Raw genomic sequence first — 20,429 nt, 5'->3', positions numbered from 1 at the left:
ACCGAGCGCCACGCAGGCGCACTACATGGAGGTAGACCATGACGACAAATAGCAGCCAGGCGCTTCGGGGCCAACGGTGGGAAACGGCAAGAATCATGTTTCTTTTGCTGGGGGTGGCCTCGGCCGCAATCTTTTCGATCATCTTTGTGATCGCCGTGCTCACTGGTGCCGCTTTTACACCGCTCTTTGCCTGGTTGGGTTGGCTGAGCGTTGGAAGTTGGCTCTTGGCATCGGCACTAGCTCTGCCAGCTATCCGCGGTCGCCGTGCTCTCCTGTACGCGTCCAGCGTTCTACTGGTTATTTCCGGCGTTCTCATGCTAAGAATCCCGGATACCGGCGGGTTCGTCCTGGGTTGGCCGGTCATCGTGTGCGCAATTGCGGCCGCCGCAATCCAAATTGGACAGGCACCCGGTGAAGCCCGCTGACCGAGGGTAGCCGCCCGTGCGTCTTTACCTCCAATCACTGCGCTTCCTCCTGGTAGCTGAATTCCTGATCCTTGCCAGGCGGTACCGATGGGGATTTCCACTCTTCCACAGTCTTGTCATCGCTTCTGCGCTCTATGCGCTGGTACTGCCGGCGGCGACCATTGTTGGTTTTGGAGGGACACTGTGGTTGAGTTCCCACGCCCAGGACCTGTGGTCATTGCTGGACGTGGACAATGGGCCGAAGTTGTACGGTTTCCTCTATCCGATGCTCGTCATTCTGACTGTGGGCATTGTTCTTGTGGGAGCCGCGCCAGGACCGCGGTGCAGACTCTGGATCAGTGAGGATCGGCGCGTCCTGCGCCACGCATGGATCCCGATATCTGCGGTGATAACGCAACGCGTGATCTTTCCGCAATTGCTGAAAACACTGCCGCTGTGGGCTCTGGCGCTCGGCGCCATCCTCGCTATCGATCCTTCGAGTTGGTTTATTGTCCCCTTGCTACTCGGCACCGGAACCCTATGCTGCTACGTGTGCGCGCGTAGCCTGCCGCCCCGCGTGACCCGCCGTGGATTTGTGTGTTCGCCTTGGCGGGCCGCACTTGTGGCGAGCTGTGGGGCATCAGGAGGCATCGCCGTCGTGCTTCTATGGCGACGCATTCGAGAAGGTGGACTTCCGATCACGGAAATTTCGCGGTGGCTTGAGGGTGCGGGGACGCTGCTTGCGATCGCCTGCGCGTCCGCCCTGCTTCTTGGCGCGATCTGTCTCTTAGGTTCGCGGCGTGCCACGATCAGGGCAACTAGATTTCTGCCTGCCGACTGTGCGGAGGCCCCGAAAGGGCTGAAGCTTGGGCCCGTGCCGAGCCGGGGGTGGCTCGAAATTTGGTGGCGCCTGCGGTTCATGGCCACGATTTTTAACCTGAGCTCCCTGGGCGGTGCGGTCGCGTCGCGCGGGCTCTTCCGGGCGCTTTCGGCTTGTGGTTGGTTGGTTCTTGGTTTGAGCATCGGTGTTCTCGTCGCGGGCGGCGGCGCGTGGATTTCCATCTTTGACGGGGATCTTGTCGGATATTTTGTGAGCTTCAGCGCGCTGTGCTGTGTGCTGGTGGCCACGATGTTGGGCGTCTCCATTGGAATCCGCGCAAGGCTTGCAGCAGCACGGTGGCGTTGGCGGGCGGGGGACTCGATCGCCAGCATTGGGTGGACCTTCTGGGGCGGCTATTTGTGGGCGGCCTACCTGGTGCTGATCCCGCTGCTTCTTGGCATGGCCGTTCTGATTCAGCGGTGGGAGGCAGTGGTGTTTTCGGTGGTGGCACCGGCGATCGCGGTCCTTGCCATGCAGTTGGCGGCATTATGGGACCCGCGGCCGATGCGAGAAGCGGATGGAAGCGTGCAGCCGGGATTGGTGGGTGTGATCTTGGGGCCAGTGCTCATCATGGCGTCGCAGTCGCTTGTGTTTTTGCCGGGACCGGCCGCGATACTGGTGCTCGCTCCATTGCCAGTGTTGTTGTGGCTGAACGTTCGGGAACTACGAAAGGTAATGAGTCCATGTCAGAAGGTGTTACCGCGCGAGCACTCGCGGCAGGATACGGACACAAAAGAATATTTACTGGTCTAAATTTCGATGCCGCTGGTGGGCTGACGCAGATTGTGGGGGCAAATGGTTGCGGCAAGTCACTCTTTCTTTCGATGTGCGCGGGGCTGGTGGCACCCTTTGCCGGTGAGCTGTGTGTTGCTGGGGCCGACCCGGCCTCGGGGGCGGTAAGAGGTCGGGTGCGCTTTGTCCCTGCTGAGCCGCCGCTCTTTCCCGAGCTCACCGTGAGTCAGCATGTGGCGCTGTTTGGGCATATACGTCCCGAGAGCGCGCATCGCCTGGAATCCCGGATTGAACAATATCGGCTCACGCCATTTGTGGACGTTGTGGTGGCGGAGTTGTCCGCCGGTAATCGGCAAAAGGCCAACATTATTTTGAATACGATGAACAGCGGAGGAGGAGGGGGGTTTGGTGGCTTGTTCCGTGGTGACCCCGGGGCCGGCGTGGTCTATCTCCTAGATGAGCCCTTCAACGGGCTAGACGCGGGATCGGCTGAAGTACTGAGCGGGGAAATGAGGGCTTGGGCACACGAGGGTGCGACGGTTATCTATACCCACCACGAGCAGGGGCCACCTGCGGATGGAGTGTTGTCCCTCGGGGCGAAGGTCTTTGATCTTGCTGCCGCGACGTCGGGGAACGGCGTCACGTCCCCTGCATTGCCTGCGGAGGGGTAACCAATCCGTTCTGGTACGCGTGCACGACCACCTGCACCCGGTCGCGGGCACCAAGCTTGTCCATAATGTGGGAGAGACGGAGCTTGATGGTGGGCTCTGACAATGAAAGCTCTTTGGCGATTTCCCGATTGCTCTTCCCCTGGCAGAGGAGATCTAGGACCTCGACCTCGGCCGCGCTGAGCCCATTAAGTTTGCTTTGCTGTTGGTCGGCAACCCAATCACCGGGGCTTTCTTGCACGTGCGCGACAAGTTGACCTGCCACCGAAGGGCTCGCGACACACTCGTTGCGCACAATCGTGTGGATGGCCCTGGTAATGACTTCGGGTTCTTCATCCTTGACGAGGTAACCCGCGGCGCCAGCTTGGAGGGCAGGGATGACAAAGTCATTGGTGAGGAAGGCCGTCAAAACGAGGATGCGGGTTTCCGGAAGAGTCTCCAGGATGGCGCGCGTCGCTTCGATCCCATTGATCCGCGGGAGTTGCAGATCCATCAAGATCACGTCCGGCTTGAGGGCTCTGGCTTGCGCGATCGCGGTGGTGCCGTCGCCGGCCTCGCCGACCACGTGCAATTCTGGATCGCGTTCCACGAAGACCCGCAATGCATGTCGAATGAGAGCCTCGTCCTCCACTATTAGGACGCTGACTGGTGCCATGCTCTTTTCACATCCTCGTTGTTCTTTGGCCTGCGCCCCAGGGCGCGTCCCGTTTTCCAGCCTACGCAGGCCAAAACGGGGTCGTCACGGTCTATCAATCATCCAAAAGGATGAGTTCGCAGTTATGCAAAGGTATTTCGTGTTCGCTTCTCGATGCGGAAGTCTGTTGATAGGCGTTGCCACGACGCCTACGATTGCCGTCCAATCAGAAGGTTGAGATTCATGACCACCACCGTCAAAGTTGCCTTGGCAGTAACCGTTCTCAGCGCAGGGCTGGCCACCAGCACCCCTATGGCACCGGACGCCCGCGGCTCGGGCGGAGTGTCGGGTGATCAGGTCAGCGCGTCCAGCGTTGCTGTGCCTATGGACATGCGTGACATGTTTTGTAAGCTCGCAGGGTGGCTGTGCCCCAAATAGACCCTGACTCGATACGCACGCTCAAGAAGTCGCTAAGGTTTCCGCCTGGGTTTGCCTCTAAGCAACCGGTCGGCGGGCGGCTCAAGGGCGTCCTGATCGCGCTGGCGGCACTGCAATTACTATTGGCGATCGTGCGCGTTGCGAATGAGAGTGACGCGCAGTTTGATTCCTTGCCGTGGACCGTGGTCTACCTGGTCCTCGAGTTTGCGGGTTTCCTGTGTTTGGCGGTGCGCCCGGGGTTCGCATGGATCCCGTTTGTCCTTGAGTGCGCCGTGCTCTTCAGCTTTACCTCGCCGGGGGCCTATGCCTTTTTGCTCCCGGTCTTCCTGCTTTTGGCCTGTTATGTGGCGCCGCTGATCAGCCTGATACCGATTTCCTTGGCGTATCTGGCATGGATGTTCGGTTGGCCTACGTTCAACGAAGTCAGCCTGGTGGACTTCGTCCCGGTGTATGGACTGATCTGGCTTATCGCGGTGTTTATCGGGCTGAGCTGCCGCATCATTTCGGTGCGGGAGCGGGACTCCCGTCAGCGCCTTTCTGCCGAAGAGCTGTCACGAGAACATGCCATCAACGCGCACAAGAGCGAACTGGCACGCGAACTCCATGACGTCATTGCACATCACCTGACCATCATCGCGGTGCGCGCGCGAGTGGGGGAGCGTAACCAATCGGTTGATGCGCTGCAGGAAGAATTGCACGACATTGGGAACGTATCCCGTACCGCCCTCGCCGATTTGCGAAACCTCCTTGCCACCATGAGGGAAGAGTCCGGGGAAGCGCGCTCGGCGGACTCGCTTGCCAATGTCCGTCTCGATGAGGAGCTGGATAATGCGGTGAGTGCACTTGCTGGATACGGGATCGCTTCCGAGGTCACCATTGAGGGCGAGATCGACGCGATACCCATGGCGCACAGACCGACACTGCAACGCTTTATCCGTGAATGCGTCACTAATGTTCTCAAGCATGCCGCCCCGAAAGTTCCCGTTTCCTTTGTGCTCAACGCCACCGACGCGGACACGACCATCACGTCGATGAACGGGGTGGTTCCGAGCGAGAGCACGAACCATGGGATCGGCGATTCCGGCTACGGTTTGCTTGGACTGCGCGAGCGCGCGGTTGCATTGGACGGGTCGGTGAAGACGCGGCTGTCGCCCCCTGGCCGGATGGACCAGAAAGGCGTCTCCGGTGTGCGCACGTGGACGGTCATGATGACACTCCCCCGCGGTCCACGTGCCAAGTCCGGTGTAGGTCAGCAGTCCACCGGTCAGAGAGCGTTGACGCCGAACCGGTGACGGGTGCGCGCCAGTGGGAAATGGTTGATCATTGGCGGCTCTTCGCACTCGATCTTGATGACCGTAGCGATCGGATCCGGCGCGTCCTGAGGCAGGCCGGTGAGGCGCAGCGCCAACTCGTCCTGGTGAAAATCAATGGGTGTCCCATCCAGAAATGCTGCGCTCTTCACGGTGCCGGAGAAGCCGCCGATATTAATGGTGGTGGCTGGAAGGTGAGCGTCCGTGGGAAAGGAGGCAACGCCGTCGTGCATGGGCCACCGGTGCACGATCACGTACAGCGTGGTGCCGCGGCGCGTGTACTTCAGGTAGTTGTGGAAGGAAAAGTTATCGCCGCGGGTGCCGTAGATGGCCTCGCCGTTGCGCGCGAGCCAGGCGCCGGCGTCGGTGAGTGTGCGGGCCTGGTCCTCCGGGACGGTGCCGTCGCCGCGCGGGCCGATGTTGAGCAGGTAGTTGCCGTCACCGGCGGCGCAATCGGCGAGGTCGCGGATGACGTCATAGCTGGTTTTGCCGGGCGGGTTGGAGGCGTCGTAGCCCCAGGCGCCGCCGAGGGTCATGCACGTTTCCCAGCCGCGGCCGGGTGCGGCCGGGTCAATCGTGCCCTCGGGGGTGGAGAAGTCCCCGGGGACGCCGCCGCGGTTGTTGGTGAGTATGCGGGGTTGGAGCTGCCGGACCATGGCGTCGAGTTCTTCGGCGCGGTATTGCTCGGGGTTGAGCGGGTGGATGCCGTCATACCAGAGCACGTCGATTTGGCCGTAATTAGTGAGCAGTTCGCGGACCTGGCCGTGGGAAAATTCGCGGAATCGCTCGAGGGCTTGTTGGTCGGTGGGCTGCTCTTCCGGGGTGCCGACGCGGGAGGCGGGGACGATGTCCGGGTGGTGCCAGTCCGCGGGCGAGTAATAGAGTCCGACCTTGAGGCCGGCGGCGCGGGCGCGGTCGGTGAATTCCTTGACGACGTCAAGATTGGCGGCCGAATTGAGGCTGTTGTAGTCGGTGTACTGGGTGTCCCAGAGGCTGAAACCGTCGTGGTGTTTGGCGGTGAGCACGATGTACTTTTGGCCCGATGTTTTCGCGAGGTCGACCCAGGATTGGATGGTGTCCGGGGTGGGGCGGAAGTTCGCTCGGAGCGCCTCGTAGGCGGGGAAGGGGATGCCCTGGGTTTGCAGTGCCCACTCGTGCTGGCCGAGGACGCTGTAGAGGCCGAAGTGGATGAACATGCCGAAGCGGGCCTCGCGGAACCAGGCGAGGTTGGCTTGTTGGTCGGTGTTTTGGTTGGCGTGCTGCTGGGTGGGGGCGTCGGGTTCGAGCTGCGGGGATTCGGGCAGGGCGGATTCTTTGGCGGCCATTCGGCCAGTGTATAAACATCCGATGTATTGCGGTAGGGCGGGTTGCCAATTTTTGCCACCGGTTTTATGCGATGGACGACGGCGAGTGGCTGGGTTTTCGGCGCGCCTCGCCTGTGTGGCGGGAGCCGGGAACAACTCGGGCGCGAATGTTGCTAAAGTGGTGTGGTTGGTTCTTGGTGATGCCCTTGTGGTGGATACCGGAATTGGCGCGGGGCTATAGCTCAGTTGGTAGAGCGTTTCGTTCGCAATGAAAAGGTCAGGAGTTCGATTCTCCTTAGCTCCACCATAAGAGGCTTACTGCAATTGGCGTCCTCGTAAACGCCGCCAGGCAGGTCAAGCCAGAGGTTTGTTAGTTCGGCCAGGCCGCCCTTCGGGGCGGTTTTTGGCGTTTCTGGGCCGCTGTGGCGCGCTGTCGCGGCTTGGGTGGCGGCGCGGGCGGCCTCGGGTGTTGCGCCCGCTGTGAGGGCTTCCCAGCCGCGTTCGGCGGCGAGAAGTTCCCGTAGCGGAGAGCGGATGTCGTCGCCGATGACTTCGTCGTGAGCGACGTAGACGTGGGCGAAGATCGCCTGGTTGAGCTTGCGTCGGGTCACTTCACTGGCGTGGAGGTACAGCTCGTAGGGGTTCTCGAGCAGGTTCAGATGCGCGTCGAGGAACGCTCGACCGCTGGAGAGGTCGCCGTGTACCTGGCTGAGTTGCTCGGTCACGCGTTGCCGGTCACGGGCGATGTCGCGCAGGCGCTGGCGGATGCGTTCTTGCGGGAGCGAGTTATCGGCGGCGAGGTCGAGGAGGTTGTCTTCTTTGACGGTGAGCTGTGCGAGTTGGTCTTCGAGGTTCTTGCGGAGCAGTTGCTGCGCGGCGACCTGGTCGTTGAGCGCGGATTCGATGTGGTTGCGCACGGCGGTGACGAAGGCGGGGCTGAGGCGGATGGTCTTGTAGTGCTCGGCGACGGCGTCCTCGACGCGGTCGATTGAGGAGTATGGGGCGTCGCAGACGTGGTCTTGCACGCCTCGGCAGAAGAAGTAGCCGTAGTCGGCGTTGCCGTGCCTGCCGGTGGTGCGCATGAGGATCATGCGGCGGTTGACGTGCTGTTCGAGGCGGCACTGCCCGCACCAGATGGTGCCCTTGAGGTAATGGTCGTGCCGTTTACGGCGTTCGCGGGCGTAGCCGCGTTCGTCCGTGAGCTGTTGTACCTGGTTGAACAGATCCTCGGAGATGAGCGGCTCGTGCCGGCCGGGGTAGCTCTCGCCCTTGTAGCGGACTTCTCCGAGGTAGTAGCGGTCGCGGAGCATCTGCTGGATCTTCGAGTCGGAGATCGGCCCGGCCGGGCGCCGCTGGGTGGGCCGGGTGCGTAGGCCCCGGTCGGTGAGTTCGTCTGCGATGTCCTGGAACGTCTTGTCGCGTGTGGCGTACAGCTCGAAGGCGAGCTTCACGAACGGTGCGCGTTCGGGATCGACCTTGACGGTGTTGATCTTGCGCCCGTCGATGTTCTCGGTGACGTTGAGATACCCGATGGGTGCGCGGCCGAGGGTGCCGCCGTTCTTGGCCTTCTGGCTCATCTTGTAGGCGATGTCTGCCCCGTCTTCGCGGGAGCGGTATTCGTTGAACGCGGCGAGGATGCCATGCATGAGCTGCCCGACCGGAGTGGCGTCGATCTGCTCGGTCGCGGAGATCAGGGTGACTCCGCGTTTCTGCAGATCGGCCATGACGATCGCGTCATCGGTGCGGTTACGGGCGAAGCGGGAGAGCTTGTAGACGATGACGTAGTCCACGTCGCGGTCGCGGCGGATACGTTCGAGCATCTCCTGGAAGGCGACGCGCTTGGTCATCTCCGTTGCTGACCGGCCCGGCTCAATGTACTCGTGCACAATCGTCAGCCCGAGCGCTTCGGCTTTGCGCTGGCAGGAGATGCGCTGCGCTGGGATGGAGATGCCTTCAGGGTCGTAGTCGGTGTTCACCTGCCCCTTGGATGACACACGCAGGTAGATGACCGCGCGGCTACCCGGTGGTGCGTCGACCGCTCCGGTCGGCAGCGACGAGACCATGCCCTCATCGGTGCGGGCGTCGTCCTCCTCCTCGACCGGGGCGAGCGCGGGCGGCATCCCGTCGAAGGCGAACGGCGCGAGGTCGGTATCAGGCAGGCTCATGACTGCCCTCCTTCCGGTGAGAGCAGCCCCCGGACGCGAGCAGAGCCTCGCGTTTCGAGAGAGCGGTGATGTGGGAGCGGCGCCCCGAGATTGATCGGGCCGGGGCGCAAGCCCGAAGCAGGAATTGCCATCGGCTGCGTTCTCCGTTTACCTCCCCATTTTACCTCGCCTGACCAGGCTTTTTGCCGCTGTTGACTATTCCGCATCGCTTTCCGTCTGCCCTCCGAGAACACCGCCCCATCACGACGGGAGACGGCTCGGCTATTTGTGGAAGACATAGACCCGGCCCTCCTCCTCGACAAGGTCGAAGGCGTCCGCGACTTCTTCGCGGAGTGCCTCGTAGTCGGGGTTCATCTGCTCGATGACGAGACGGCGGTCCTCGGCGTAGGTGAAGACATCGCGTTCGCGTTCCTCCACCTCGGCAAGCTCGTGGATCGCTTCCTGCGTGGTCGTGAAGACCCCGAGATAGTGCGAGTGGAAGTCCTCCATGATGTCGCCGCTCATCGCGTTGGTATCCGGCAGGCAGAGGTAGGCACGCAGCGCTGCATCCTTGTCGACAGCGAGCTCCGCAAGGGTCTCGGTCAACTCGTGGATGTCTTTCGCGCTGTAGATGCCGGGGATGTTGACGCGCAGGTACCAGTCGCCCACCTCGACGCCGGTCGGGACGAGGATGTTGTCCAGCCGGGGCGGGTAGCTCTCGACGTAAGTCGTTGACCTTGCATCGGGGTGCTGCTGGCGGATGAGGTGGGTGCCGAGCCAGTCGATGAGTTCCTGCGTCGACGCAGCGACGCCGTCATCGTTGTGCAGGCGGAGGTATTCCTCACGCAGGGTCTCGTAGTCGCCCTCGCCGGTGCGGGCGAAGTCCGCCAGTGCACTGTGGCGACCGAGACTGCGGCCCAGAACGTGTGCGATGCAGCGGGCCGTTCCTCGGTCGACGTCCCGCTTCTCAGCTATCGCCTCGGTGATGCCGGAGGCGATGAGTTCACCGAAGCGGCGCGCGGCGACCTCGTAGCGTCGCCAGTCGGGTGTTCCACTTTCTTGTACAGGACGAGGCATGCCTGGTCGGTCGGGTGAGCAAGAAAGTTGTTCACCCTGCCCCGGTGTCGGGAGGTGTCGTTCGTTCATCACAACCGTCCTCCCTTCCAGGAGATGTCGGCGGTCATCGGCTTGATGCCGTCCCGGGTGAACACGTGCAGCATGCCTTCGGGGGTGTCGAAGATGTGGAAGTAGCGGCTGAGATAGTCGTAGATCGCGGCATGGTCGAGCCGTACAGCGGCGAGTGGGATGCCCATGTGGGTGGTCATCGTGTGGATGGTCTGGAACCAGCCGAGCTCGTGCGCGACGTGCTCGACGAACGCCAGGCGCCCCTCGAAACTGCCCGCGTAGCGGGTTTCGAAGTCGAGCCAGGATTCGGTGAACGGCTCCAGCGCCTCTGCTGCGTGTTCGACCGACTGCAGATGCGTGCGGTAGAGCGTGGCGGCTTCGTCGCAGTAGCGAGCAGCCTTGGCGCGCTCGTCTTTTTCGCCCGGTATCTGGTCTGGTGGCGGTGCGGGATAGTTGAACTCGTTCATGACCGCCCTCCACTGGTGAACAGCACATAGCGTGCGAGGGCATCGACCCACGCCTCCTCCTCGAAGGGCACCTCGACCCGGTCGAGCTCGTCCAGGAGAGCCTCGGCATCCAGTTCCCCGGTGAAGGCCAAATGTTCAAGCGCGGTGCCGGGGCCGTCATGCAGCATCGCTGCGACCGTCCGGGCGAACGCGACCTGAAGGGCTTCCCTGTCAAGCGCGAGCATGTTCTCTACCGCTCGTCGCGTCCGGGTAGTCGCCGCGGCCTTGTTGCGAGCGGTTGATGGTGAAGTTGTTGTTGGTGAAGTCATAATGAACCTCCTTTCGGATTAGGTGATGTGTAGGGGGCGACCACGGCGAGCGACTGCTCGGTGGTGGCGGCATGGAAGAGCGCGGCGTTGAGGCGGCGGTCTTCCTGGATGGCGCACCGGATCTTGTCGGCGCGCTCCGTGCTTGGGGTTGTCCAGACGACGAGCGGGAACAATCCCTCGTTCTTCGCCTGCTCGGTGCCGGATTCCCAGTAGCGCTGGTAGAGCCCGGACTTGCGCAGCACGGCGGGCAGGTGCTCGGTGTCGCGGTCGATCTCGACGAAGCTGTGCGTCTCGCTCTCAGCATCAGCGGTCACCACGGCGAGATCAGGCTTGAGGGTGAGCGCCCCGCCCTGCGCGGCCTGAAACGACCGCCACGATGCAGGCTCGGTCTGCAGTTCAAGGATGTCGAAGCCGTCAGATTGTGCCTTTTCGCGGAGGGTTGCGGCGTACCGAGCAACCGCGAGGGTGTGGGCCAGGAACCCGGCACCGGGGTCGACGTAGCGCCGCCTGCCGGTCTCGCCGCGTCGGGCGCGGAGGAGGCGTTCTCCGGCCGAAGCCAGCTGCCATACGGTCTGGCCCGAACCGCGGCCGTGTCCGCCCACACGGCGGCCGACACGGGCGACCAGGCCGTGCCCCTCCAGGCGGTGCAGTACCCGCAGCGTGAGCCGGGTCGCCGTGGCCTGCGTGGCGAATCCCGGCTGCCCGTCCGGCAGTGTGCCGACCGGGAACTGAAGGCGCTGGATGAGCCGGGTATCGAGCAGGCGGAACTGTTCGAGGCCTTCAAGAATCCGTAGGTCGCGGTCGGTCAGCTGCAACAGGAGTTCCCCGATCTTGTAGGGCGTGCGCGGTGTCATGCAACACCTCCCTGCAGCCTCCAGAGGCCCGGGAGCGGCTGGCCTTTGTGGTGCCCCCGCGCGCCGCTCGATTGAGCGGGAGTCCCATCCCAGTTCGGGCGAGGAACGCCGCAACAGTGGCGAACAGGGGGACGCTTCAGCAGAACGAACGGAGCATCGAACGGATCACGGAATGGATCAGGAACGACACTGCTCGAACGCCTACTCATGCCTTTCGTGAACGTCGCCAATGTCGTCATGACCGTCTCCTCCGTTGGTGCGAACGCACCGCAGGTACCTCGCCCGTGGTCAGCGATGCATCGACTGGCGAAGGAGCCGCATTCCTCGGCGCTGACGAGCGTTCGGTACGAGCAGGAGCTGCGCTGTCGCCTGCGAATCGGTCACGGTAGGCGGCGCGGATCTCGTCGGCATGGCCGGAGTCCGGTGCGGGCGGCTCCGTCTTCGCGGAGAACCAACCGGCCGGTGCGCCGTCCGTGACGAGGTTGCAATAGATGTGGAAGCGGTCAAGTTCCTGGAAGTCGTCGGCCTTCAGCTTCGTCGTCGTCTTGGCCAGGACGCTCGCGTCCTTCGGACTGGCCGCGAACGTGACCTGGTTGCGGGCGTTCAGCTCGATGGCATCGGCGAGCTTCGCGGGTACCTGGCCGCGTCCCTGGAAGGCGAGGTGCCAGCCGACGCCGTAGCTTCGGCTGGTCGCGAGGGCATCGTCGATACTGGTCGGCAGGTGCAGGTAGCGCTGTACCTCGTCGATGAAGACGAACCCGGGACGTGAGCGCGGGTTGTCTTCGGCGGCGCGCTCCTGGGTCGCAAGCCATGCTTCCGCGACGATCAATCCGCCGAGCAGCTGGGAGGCCCCAGGCCCGATGAGGGCGTCGTTCAGCGGGACAAGCACCGCCTTCGGTTCCGGGTCGCGCCAGATGTCCCGGATGCGGATCTTTGGCTGTGCCTGCCCGAGCACGGCGGCGATGTTCTTGCGCAGCACGTACTTGCGGAGCTTGTTCAGTGGCGCCGCCACGATGTTCGCCCGGTTCGCCGGGGATAGCTCGTTGAACGTCGCCCAGTAGCCAGCCAGGATCGGGTCGTCCGCCACCGCCCCGATGACGCTCCTGCGGTAGCCGTCGTCGGAGAGCAGCATCGGGAGGTCGAGCAGGGTGTGCGGGATGCCTCGTCGTTGCCCGTCAGCGACGAGGGTGAGGAGACCTGCGAGCATGAGGTCTTCGGTTCTCGGCCCCCACCCGTCGGTGAAGACGGTTTTGAGGACTTCGAGGATGCCATCGACGACCGGGCCGGGATCACGCTCCCCGATATCCAAGGGGTTGAAGCCGACTGGGTTCTCTTCCGCCGCGTCGATCACCACGATCCGCCCGGCGGCGTCCTTCGGGGCGCGGGCGACGATGGCGTCGACCAGTTGCCGCTTCGGCTCAATCAGCACCAGAGGGCGCCCTGACTTGATGTCTGAGAGTGCGAGGTGCGCGAAGATTTCGCTCTTGCCTGACCCGGTCCCGCCTGTGATGGCGGTGTGGAGCAGACGCCCCTCTGGCGTCATCCCGATGCGCTTCTCGGCCCCTGGCGCGGTGCTGCTGGCGAACACCGACACCGTGTCCGTGACGGCGCTTGGTGGTGGGATGAGCTTCGGGTGCCGGGGTGGCAGGCCGGGAAGCTCCAGCTCGTCGACGGGCCAGCAGATAACCCCGGTGAGCTGTGATGCGGTGAGCGGCAGCGAACTCCACCTGAGGGTCGCCTGCTCCCACCTCGATGGGGACTCGCTCACCAGTGACAGCCGTGCACCGGGCGCTTCGAGCTGTTCGAGCGCGGAGAGGAACTGGCCACGGATTTGCTGACGTCGTTCCGGTACGGCAGCGGTCACGCCGATGCGCACCGTCACGTCGATCCGGGCTTGAGCTGCGTGCTGCGCAACCCGGCGACGGGTCTCGGACGGAGCCGATCCCGCTCCGCGCAGCAGCAGTTCGGGTATGGAGGTGCTCGGGTCGAGGATCTTGCTCGGCACTACGGCGGGCCTGCGGGCACGGCCGAGCACCACCTGGAGCGCGATCGTCTCGCCCTTCCGCCGTCCGTCGAGCACGCTGTAGATGCCGTGCAGCACATTCGCGGTGGCGTCGTCCCGCAGCGGCATCGCTTTCGGTGTCAGCTTGAGACGGGCCACGCGTTCCGGCGCGTCGGGGCGGGATGCCCGGAGCGTGCGTGACTCCGGTAGATGGGTGCGAAGCAGCGTGCGAACGGTCGGCTTGCCAGGCTCTGCTCGCCCGACCAGGTAGGCGATGCCGTCGTCGCTCGCCCAGGTCTCGAAGACCAGGGGACGGGGCGACTCCGGTGTGCTCAACCGCTCGAGGAGGCGCTGCACCTGCTGCGAGGTCAGCTCCATGCCGGGCAGCAGCCTCGTGTAGTGGATCTGCTCAGGCATCGGGCACCTCCTTCGTGGCCGTTCCCGCCGAGTCGTGGCGGGTGTGCTGCCGTTCGTGCTCGTGGGCGGCTTCCGCTTCGAGGCGGGCCTGTTCGAGGCCTGCGGCGGTGAGAATGTTCGCGATCTGCTCAGGACGCAGATCATGGTTCAGCTCGCTAAAGACCCAGACCCTGCGATCGGGACGTTTGCGGTAGCGGCGTTGAGATTTCCGACTCATTTGGCGCACACCTCCTTCCGGCGAGTCGCCGAATTACGTTTGCTACGTGCAGTCGCAGAAGGTCGTGCGGATTCCGCTTGACGCGGGTTTCGGATGATTACGAAGTATTCAATTTCCTTTGTCAAGAGGGATTGTGTATTCCACAACGTTTCGACTGAGGTGAACGTGGACATGCTTTTCACCAGCGATCCCGCCAGCGGCGGTACAGGACGGCCACGATCCACGCGAAGGCGACGATCCCGGCGACCAGCAGCAACCAGCCCCAGATCGCAGCGAGCAGCTCCAGTGCGAGCGTCAGCATGATCACGCCGAGCAGCACGGCGAAGCAGAACCCGAGGATGCGCGAGACCACCGTGGCCGGCTCCTTGTCGCCTTTGCCGGGCTGCTTGGATGTGGAGAACATCAGGCATCACCGGCCCCTCCATCGGTGGGCCGCGCACGGCGGAACTTGGCGTCGCTCGGCACCGGGAATCCCGGCAGCATGAAGTCGCTCTCACACTCGTTGCCCCAGATCGACCAGTCGGAGCGGGAGTTCGGACGACGCCTCGCGAAGAGTTCCGCGTACGGCCCGTCGAGGAGCCGCTCGATGAGCGGGATCATCTCGTCGGGCTTCCTGCTGTGCTCGGTACGCGGGAACAGCAGCGTCGAGCGCTGACCGTGGAACTTGAACGGCGCCTTACCCCGGACGCCGTGCAGCAGCGTCTCGTGGCTGGAACGGAAGTAGGAACCCAGGCCCATGTAGTACTTGTCCCAGGCAGCGTGCGACTTGTAGGTGAAGCCCCAGCTCCTGAGCACCTCGATGCCTTCCGGGAGGGCGGCGTTGGTGACCCACATGAGCAGCGTCGCATTGTCGTCGGACAGCTCTCGGATCAGCGGCCCCATCGCCTTGATGCGCTCCAGAGTCATGAGGTCGTAATGCTGGATCGCCCCACGTTTCCCCGTCTGCGCGATATCCCACGGCGGGTCGGCGTACCAGACCTTGATCCTCTTCGTGGTGCCGAAGCGCCTGAGCCGCTCGGCCTGCTCCTTATCGCGGACGTGGTCACCGGCCTCGTTGGTTGTTGTGATGGACATGAAATTGGCTCCTTTCTCCGCCCGAATTTGCTGAAGCGGTTCAGGCTTCACGAGCGGCGGATGGACGTTTATGGAGGGTCGGGATGAATTCGTCAATGGTCCGTTCGGGGTGTTGTGCATTTCACGGCGTCCCGAACGGATCACCGAATGGATCACGGGTTACAGAGGTCGAATAGCGGCGCGAGTGGCAGCGTTTTCCGTTGTTGTGGAATCGGCAACGGGAGGACGAGAAGGCGCCGCCCTCCCGTTGCCTGGCGGTCAGGTCGTCGGCGGGGTCTTCCGGGATGTGAGGGACGCCTGGCACGCCATCTCCCGGGAGACCATGTCGCGTTCGGCGGCGAGCTGCGCGGCGAGGTTCAGGATGGTGCGGCGCAGCTGTTCCTGCTTCTGGTCGAGTTCGGCCTCGATCGCCGCGATGCGTGCCTGACGTCGACGCGCGAACCACGCCGTGGCGGCCTCGATAAGCAGCTGGGCGATCAGGACGAGTGCGAGCGTGAGGAGTGTGAGTCCGACGAGGGTGAAGCCCATGCTGATGCCGTGCCACAGGGTGTCGGCGTTCATGTCAGAGCCTCGCGATGCGTTGTCCGGCCGAGATGGCGTAGGAGGCGATGAGCTGCTCGTAGAACTGCCCGCCTGCCGGGGCGACCTTCATGTGGGCTTCGGCCTGGGTGACGAGGGTGGCGACGTTCGTGAGCGCGTGGGAGACGAGGAAGGCGCGGGCGCTTTCGGCGGTGGCTTCGACCTCGACCCGGGAGGTGATCTGCTCGATCTCCTGACGGGTCTGCCGGGCCAGCGCGTTGCTCTGGCGACGCTCAGCGGCCGCACCAGGCGAGATGCTGAACAGGCCACCGGCTGGGGTGTGGTTCTGGGAGGGGATGAGTGCGGACATGGTGGGATTCCTTTCGTTAGCGGGAGAAGAGAGAAGACGGAGACGCCGTGCTCGCCGGCGTGGAGGAATTGGTCTTCCCGAGCGACGGGTCAGCTGCGAGAGCGGCGTCGATCAGGTCGTGGAAGCGAGCCGGGCCGGCGTAGCCGGTGCCGGTGGTTCGGTGCAGCTGGGCTTGGGCGACGCGTTGGATGAGGTCGGCGTAGTCCGTCCTGCCCTGCTCGGACAGACCCGGGGTGAAGACGACGGCGGGATGCTCCGGGCGACGCACGACACGGAGCCCAAGCCGGATGGCGACAGCCGCGAAGTCCTCGGTGTGCCGGATACGGCCCGGGCCGGTCGTTCCCGCGATGCCGTAGAGGTGGGTGATGGCGTGCGCCAGCTCGTGCGTGAGTGTCGAGACGATGCCAAGCGCGTAGAGCACCGGGTCGAGGTCTTGATGGGCTGAGTGGCGCAGCGCGATGGTGAGCTTGTCGAAGGACTCGCCCGCAAGATGCCAGGCCGAGGATGCGTAGCTGCCGAGCAAACCGACGATGTGATCGCCGTCGCCGCAGACGACGACACGGCGGCGAACCGTCTCCGCGGTGCCGGGCAGGCGCTGATCCACGCGGACGGCCAGGTCGACGGCGACAGAGCGCAGGAGTTGGGCTGCAATGGAGGCGTCGGTGCGTGCGCTGAAGCCGAGTGGCGGCGGGTTGCGATGATCCATCTCGTCTCCTTTCGAGAGAGGAAGAGCCGGAACCCGAGTGCGGGTCCGGCGGTGACGAGATCAAGTGGAACCCGGTACAGGCGGTACAGCATTCGAGGTCTTGTACAGGGCTGTACGGAGCGTGAATGGGCTGTTCAGGGCATGGAAAAGCCCGCACTCGGTTGAGTGCGGGCGGGTGGCCCAGTTGTGTATCTGGTGGTTGCGACCGGAGTCGCTGGCTACGTCGTTTCGCGCGTGTAGGCGTCGTGCCACGGGCGCTTGCGGGCAATCCCTTCGGCGTGGTAGCGCTCGAAGATCTCACGCTGGAGCACCGGGTGGTCGTAGTCGACGTTGCCTGCGCGGGTGTCGAACGTGTCGAAGACCTTCGCGAATGGCATGCCGAAGAGCGTGGGCTCCTCAGGTGCCGGAGCTGCGGGGAACGCTGTCACGATTCCCGGGAACTCTGAGGCGAGGAGCGAACGGTTGAACACGCCGTTCGACCATGCGTCGCTGATGACGAGCGCTGCCTGCAGGAACATTTCGTAGGTCTCGCAGTACAGGTAGAACGGCATCGCTTGCGAGGCTTTCCCCTGGTTGAGGAACTCCTCGCGGTCATAGTCGGAGGTCGTGGAAGCGACCAGCCACAGATAGACCAGGTCGAGCGTGCAGCTCGGAGCCCGGCCGTCCAGAACGTCGAGGGATTCGAGCGCCACGGCGACGTATTCGGTGTCGCGCGTGAAGTGGTCGAATCCGATGACGGCGCCGCGCACCGTCGGGACATAATGGATGGAATAGTGATGGGCCATAGGTGGCCTCCCTTCAATTGGGGGCCAACCCGGAGCGTATTATAAAGTAATCGCAACCATTTGTCAATGCCTGATAATTAGCGTATGGTCTCCGCCCCTGATAGTGCAGCGCTTCGTGATGAGCTGGAAGCCCTGCTCTTCGACGCCGAGGAGTTGCCCCGCGACACCAGCGGGATGGAGACCCTCAACCGGCTCGCTGCTGCGCGCGCTCGAGAGGCCTCAGGTGGTGGCGTGCTCAACGATCCCGGCTTCGCCTGGTTCCTCATCGCCCACCTCGTGCGGACGGCGCCGAAGAGGCCGGAACACGTCGAGGCGCTCATCGCTGCCCGCCACCTGCTTGTCTTAGGCGACTACGACGACACGGCGCTGGAAGAAGCACTCAAGGGGCGCACCTGGAAGATCTTCCTGAGGAGCGCAGGCACCACTCCCGATAGCGGGGAGTCGCCTGAGGAGTTCCTTGTTCGTTCGAAGAGCGCCCGTGGAGCACTGGCGGGGATCGCTGCGGGCTTCGCGACCTCACGCAATACGTTCCGCAGAGGCGGCAAGTACCGCACCCTGGTCGTGAATACGCTCCGCAACGAACTCGTCGCCCTGCTCGATTCGAAGTCCGCGATGCGCAAGCTCTGGAAACAGTACGAGCATGAACGCGCGGACGGCTCCGAGGGCCGCTTCATGCCTGCCGCCGCAGGAGGCTGGGGGCCGCCGCGCAACACCTGGCTGGACGCTCTTCGACCAGACCATCCGGTGCTGAACTCGCGCGACGATCACCCGCAGCTTGGCGACAGCACGAACTTCTTCCGCATCGGGAGGTGAGCGAGGCTGGTGATCTGCTGACGATCCCGACCCCGCACGTCGTCGTTGAACCAGGCCGGATCTACCGAGGCATGATCTGGGTCAGCAACGACGCCGACCCGACGTACACCGATGCCATCGCGACAAACGTGCGTGTGCGCGTCAAGGGCGAGGGCCGCTTCACCGGATCGGCGCGCCTGACGGCCGAGATACGCGCGGACAACACCGAACACACACTCATCTGGGACTCGAGCGTTATCGCCCTGCCCTCACCCGATCCGAGCGTGGCACTGCGCATCGTCCCGAATTCGGCCACGCTATGGTCGAGCAGAGGTGCGCAGCGCCAGGCGCCGCTGGACGCCCACGCACTCTTCAAGGCTGAAGGCGCGTCCATTGGGATCGACGGCAAAACCGACGGACTGCTGCCACCCGAGCAGGACTCGCTTACCTTTGTGACGTTCGACTTCGTCCTCGACAAACCGGACTTCACATTGGCCCTGGAAGCGCGCCCATATATGCCAGGTGAGGATGTGCAGGAGCCCTACCGGGAGCGGATGGAGTTGGAACCCGGCGATGTGATCGAGCTACGCGTGCGCTACAAGAACACGGGCAGCGTGCAGCAAGACAACGTCCGGCTCGAACTCCTCCGCCTGCCGAAGGCATTCCACTACTACGGCAACACCATCGAGATCTGCAACAGCAAGACCGGCGGCGCATGGAAGACCTTCACGCCCGACTCTGACCGCTTCGGCTACTACTCGCTCGGCTCATACGCGCCTGGGGGCGAATGCTTGGTGCGGTTCCGCATCAAGGCGCAGAAGCCATCGCTCTACGACTACGGCCAGGGAATCTACTGGCCGGTGATGGACAAGCTCGTCAGGATCTTCACCGACAACGGCAGTAAGAACGCCGGGCTGAAGATGGTGCTGTTCTCGAACGCCAGACCACTGCTTCCGCATGCGGAGGAGCGTTTGTGATCGTGCCGTAGTTTTTACAACGTCCCGAACGGACCATTGACTCGATATAGATTCCCGTCATAATCAGCGATCACCTCGTTCCTGCCATGCGGCTTGAACGTGATCCATCCAGGATCGCGGGCCGCACGCATGAAGGAGGTCTCGCCATGAGCGAGCAGACACCCGCTACGTCGGCATACGGCAGCGCCGCCTACAAGGTGCTGTCGGTGCGCACCAGTGAGGATACTCGAGCCCAGCTCGAAGTCCTTGCCCTGCTCAACGAGCGCAGCGTGACCGAGGAGACTCGGATCGCGCTGGAGCACTGGGTCGAGCAGTCCAAGTCCGACCCTGCGGTGCTCAAGCGGGCTGAGCAAGTGCGAGCCGAGATCGAGCGCGACGCCGAGACGAAGCGCAACGCGATCAACGCCGTCCTTGGAGGCAAGGACACCAAGGTATCGGCTCGCACCACCAAGCAGGCATCGGCTTCCTCCGGCGCCTGATCACCCCACAATGCAGCGGTGGCCGCCCGGAGTCGAGAGCTTCCCCGCTCTCCTCCGGGCTGGCCGCCGCCGCATCACTCTGCACTCGTCACGATGTCGGGCTCGTCCGTGTCATGCGGCCGCAGCAGGAACCATCTCGGTTCCCGGTCGCTCGCACGAAGGAGGCGAATCATGGTCAAGGGAATCTATGTCCCGGTCGATGAGAGTGAGCCGCTCGAACAACGCGAGTTCGCGACGCTCGACGACTACCAGACAGCCGTGGACGGCTGGATCGAGGCGGTCGACGTACCCAGCCTCGGCATCACCATCTACGTCAACGAGGAGGGGTTGCTGCGGCGCCTGCCGTTCAATTCCAGGGCCTCGTTCCTGTGGTGGTTCCATGTCCCCGGCGCGCATCAGGCGATGCTCGTCGGCAACGCCGTGATCGTCGGCGCACTCGATGAGAACGGTGAGAGCACCGACGTGCCGGAGGAGATCTTCGATCTGCTCACGGGTACCAGCGAATATGCGGTGGCCATTCAGATGGGCGGTACCTCAGCGCCCAGCGGGTCGGACGGCAAGCTGTCCAGCATCCTGCTGCCACTCAAACATGGCGACCCGTGCTGGTGCCTCAGTGTGATGCGACACGAGGACTACTTCTCAGCCGCCGCATGGGCAGTGGTGTTCCGCGAGCGGTGGACTGACGCGGTCAACGTGAGAGTCATATCCGCCGTGGAGCTTCCCCGGCGCATGCAGATCCTCATGGATGCCCTACCCCCGATCGACTGATTGACCTGTCGTGCCCTTGGCGGCATCCGACCGAGTTTGAGAGCGATGCGCTCTC

General features: G+C 63.6%; 25 protein-coding genes, 1 tRNA gene and 2 pseudogenes. 12 read left to right on the top strand and 16 right to left on the bottom strand.

Annotated features, from left to right (window positions below; genetic code table 11):
• Positions 1-38 precede the first annotated feature (38 nt).
• The 3 genes from O148_RS0106080 to O148_RS0106070 are packed head-to-tail and all read left to right on the top strand — an operon-like array spanning position 39 to position 2,687.
• On the top strand, positions 39-425 hold the full coding sequence (locus O148_RS0106080; RefSeq protein WP_157374534.1) for a hypothetical protein: 387 nt from the start codon (positions 39-41) through the stop codon (positions 423-425).
• 16 nt (positions 426-441) lie between these two features.
• A complete protein-coding gene (locus tag O148_RS17910; RefSeq protein ID WP_026530197.1) occupies positions 442-2,037 on the top strand; it encodes a hypothetical protein in 1,596 nt (531 codons plus the stop codon).
• A complete protein-coding gene (locus O148_RS0106070) occupies positions 1,968-2,687 on the top strand; it encodes an ABC transporter ATP-binding protein (protein ID WP_075204296.1) in 720 nt (239 codons plus the stop codon). Before O148_RS17910 ends, O148_RS0106070 begins: the two co-directional genes overlap by 70 nt.
• On the opposite strand, the gene O148_RS0106065 is transcribed toward O148_RS0106070, so the two are convergent.
• On the bottom strand, positions 2,656-3,339 hold the full coding sequence (locus O148_RS0106065; RefSeq protein WP_026530195.1) for a response regulator: 684 nt from the start codon (positions 3,337-3,339) through the stop codon (positions 2,656-2,658). The two genes, O148_RS0106070 and O148_RS0106065, sit on opposite strands and share 32 nt — an antisense overlap.
• Before the next feature lie 222 nt (positions 3,340-3,561).
• Here O148_RS0106065 and O148_RS0106060 point away from each other — a divergent pair, with 222 nt between their 5' ends.
• Complete coding sequence (locus tag O148_RS0106060) at positions 3,562-3,756, top strand: hypothetical protein (protein WP_026530194.1); 195 nt, start codon at positions 3,562-3,564, stop codon at positions 3,754-3,756.
• The gene (locus tag O148_RS0106055) at positions 3,738-5,048 is read left to right on the top strand and encodes a sensor histidine kinase (RefSeq protein WP_157374532.1); all 1,311 of its coding nucleotides are present in this window, start codon (positions 3,738-3,740) and stop codon (positions 5,046-5,048) included. The genes O148_RS0106060 and O148_RS0106055 overlap by 19 nt, the downstream gene beginning before the upstream one ends.
• On the opposite strand, the gene O148_RS15160 is transcribed toward O148_RS0106055, so the two are convergent.
• Positions 5,021-6,391 (bottom strand): alpha-L-fucosidase, encoded by a 1,371-nt coding sequence (locus O148_RS15160; protein ID WP_051619913.1) that lies wholly within the window; start codon positions 6,389-6,391, stop codon positions 5,021-5,023. The genes O148_RS0106055 and O148_RS15160 overlap by 28 nt on opposite strands.
• Positions 6,392-6,601: 210 nt before the next feature.
• On the opposite strand from O148_RS15160, the gene O148_RS0106045 reads away from it, so the two are divergent.
• Together O148_RS0106045 and O148_RS0106040 are read left to right on the top strand one after the other, a co-directional pair.
• Positions 6,602-6,677: transfer RNA gene (locus O148_RS0106045), tRNA-Ala, on the top strand.
• Between the two features lie 250 nt (positions 6,678-6,927).
• Entirely contained in the window at positions 6,928-7,362 is a 435-nt protein-coding gene (locus O148_RS0106040; RefSeq protein WP_026530192.1) for a hypothetical protein, read from the top strand.
• A 255-nt stretch (positions 7,363-7,617) separates the two neighbouring features.
• On the opposite strand, the pseudogene O148_RS18240 reads toward O148_RS0106040, so the two are convergent.
• A pseudogene (locus O148_RS18240) lies at positions 7,618-7,821 on the bottom strand (recombinase family protein); the annotation flags it as partial.
• Here O148_RS18240 and O148_RS0106030 point away from each other — a divergent pair.
• Positions 7,754-7,954, top strand: a complete 201-nt coding sequence (locus tag O148_RS0106030; RefSeq protein WP_157374530.1) for a hypothetical protein — start codon at positions 7,754-7,756, stop codon at positions 7,952-7,954. The pseudogene O148_RS18240 and the gene O148_RS0106030 sit on opposite strands and share 68 nt — an antisense overlap.
• 26 nt (positions 7,955-7,980) lie before the next feature.
• Here the strand turns inward: O148_RS0106030 and O148_RS18235 are convergent.
• The 13 genes and pseudogenes from O148_RS18235 to O148_RS0105965 form a co-directional block, all read right to left on the bottom strand.
• Positions 7,981-8,433 (bottom strand): annotated as a pseudogene (locus tag O148_RS18235) (recombinase family protein); the annotation flags it as partial.
• Between the two features lie 363 nt (positions 8,434-8,796).
• The gene (locus O148_RS0106020) at positions 8,797-9,591 is read right to left on the bottom strand and encodes a hypothetical protein (RefSeq protein WP_026530188.1); all 795 of its coding nucleotides are present in this window, start codon (positions 9,589-9,591) and stop codon (positions 8,797-8,799) included.
• A 68-nt stretch (positions 9,592-9,659) separates the two neighbouring features.
• A complete protein-coding gene (locus O148_RS0106015) occupies positions 9,660-10,106 on the bottom strand; it encodes a hypothetical protein (protein WP_026530187.1) in 447 nt (148 codons plus the stop codon).
• Complete coding sequence (locus O148_RS0106010) at positions 10,103-10,414, bottom strand: hypothetical protein (RefSeq protein ID WP_157374528.1); 312 nt, start codon at positions 10,412-10,414, stop codon at positions 10,103-10,105. Before O148_RS0106010 ends, O148_RS0106015 begins: the two co-directional genes overlap by 4 nt.
• Positions 10,411-11,268, bottom strand: coding sequence for a replication-relaxation family protein (locus tag O148_RS15155; RefSeq protein ID WP_051619912.1), 858 nt, complete (start codon positions 11,266-11,268; stop codon positions 10,411-10,413). Before O148_RS15155 ends, O148_RS0106010 begins: the two co-directional genes overlap by 4 nt.
• Positions 11,269-11,503: 235 nt before the next feature.
• Positions 11,504-13,687: a type IV secretory system conjugative DNA transfer family protein gene (locus O148_RS15150; protein WP_051619911.1), complete on the bottom strand. Its 2,184-nt coding sequence runs from the start codon at positions 13,685-13,687 to the stop codon at positions 11,504-11,506.
• On the bottom strand, positions 13,680-13,904 hold the full coding sequence (locus O148_RS0105995; protein ID WP_026530185.1) for a hypothetical protein: 225 nt from the start codon (positions 13,902-13,904) through the stop codon (positions 13,680-13,682). Before O148_RS0105995 ends, O148_RS15150 begins: the two co-directional genes overlap by 8 nt.
• A 178-nt stretch (positions 13,905-14,082) precedes the next feature.
• Positions 14,083-14,307, bottom strand: coding sequence for a hypothetical protein (locus O148_RS15145; protein ID WP_035745128.1), 225 nt, complete (start codon positions 14,305-14,307; stop codon positions 14,083-14,085).
• Complete coding sequence (locus O148_RS15140; protein ID WP_084157126.1) at positions 14,307-14,978, bottom strand: MT-A70 family methyltransferase; 672 nt, start codon at positions 14,976-14,978, stop codon at positions 14,307-14,309. Before O148_RS15140 ends, O148_RS15145 begins: the two co-directional genes overlap by 1 nt.
• 258 nt (positions 14,979-15,236) lie before the next feature.
• Positions 15,237-15,539: a hypothetical protein gene (locus O148_RS0105980; RefSeq protein ID WP_026530184.1), complete on the bottom strand. Its 303-nt coding sequence runs from the start codon at positions 15,537-15,539 to the stop codon at positions 15,237-15,239.
• Position 15,540: 1 nt separating this feature from the next.
• Positions 15,541-15,867 (bottom strand): hypothetical protein, encoded by a 327-nt coding sequence (locus O148_RS15135; protein WP_051619910.1) that lies wholly within the window; start codon positions 15,865-15,867, stop codon positions 15,541-15,543.
• A gap of 16 nt (positions 15,868-15,883) precedes the next feature.
• Positions 15,884-16,573, bottom strand: coding sequence for a SprT family zinc-dependent metalloprotease (locus O148_RS0105970; protein WP_026530183.1), 690 nt, complete (start codon positions 16,571-16,573; stop codon positions 15,884-15,886).
• 218 nt (positions 16,574-16,791) lie between these two features.
• Entirely contained in the window at positions 16,792-17,358 is a 567-nt protein-coding gene (locus O148_RS0105965; protein WP_026530182.1) for a hypothetical protein, read from the bottom strand.
• Between the two features lie 84 nt (positions 17,359-17,442).
• Between O148_RS0105965 and O148_RS0105960 the strand changes: the two genes are divergently transcribed.
• The 4 genes from O148_RS0105960 (at position 17,443) to O148_RS0105945 (ending at position 20,374) form a co-directional block, all read left to right on the top strand.
• A complete protein-coding gene (locus tag O148_RS0105960) occupies positions 17,443-18,171 on the top strand; it encodes a hypothetical protein (RefSeq protein WP_026530181.1) in 729 nt (242 codons plus the stop codon).
• Positions 18,168-19,127, top strand: a complete 960-nt coding sequence (locus tag O148_RS0105955; RefSeq protein WP_026530180.1) for a hypothetical protein — start codon at positions 18,168-18,170, stop codon at positions 19,125-19,127. Before O148_RS0105960 ends, O148_RS0105955 begins: the two co-directional genes overlap by 4 nt.
• Before the next feature lie 146 nt (positions 19,128-19,273).
• The gene (locus O148_RS0105950; protein ID WP_026530179.1) at positions 19,274-19,606 is read left to right on the top strand and encodes a hypothetical protein; all 333 of its coding nucleotides are present in this window, start codon (positions 19,274-19,276) and stop codon (positions 19,604-19,606) included.
• A 171-nt stretch (positions 19,607-19,777) separates the two neighbouring features.
• On the top strand, positions 19,778-20,374 hold the full coding sequence (locus tag O148_RS0105945; RefSeq protein WP_026530178.1) for a DUF3846 domain-containing protein: 597 nt from the start codon (positions 19,778-19,780) through the stop codon (positions 20,372-20,374).
• Positions 20,375-20,429: the final 55 nt, after the last annotated feature.

This window comes from Haematomicrobium sanguinis DSM 21259, from assembly GCF_000688395.1.
Classification (GTDB): domain Bacteria; phylum Actinomycetota; class Actinomycetes; order Actinomycetales; family Micrococcaceae; genus Haematomicrobium; species Haematomicrobium sanguinis.
Note: the sequence above shows the minus strand (reverse complement) of the source record. Positions and strands in the feature narration are given on the sequence as shown.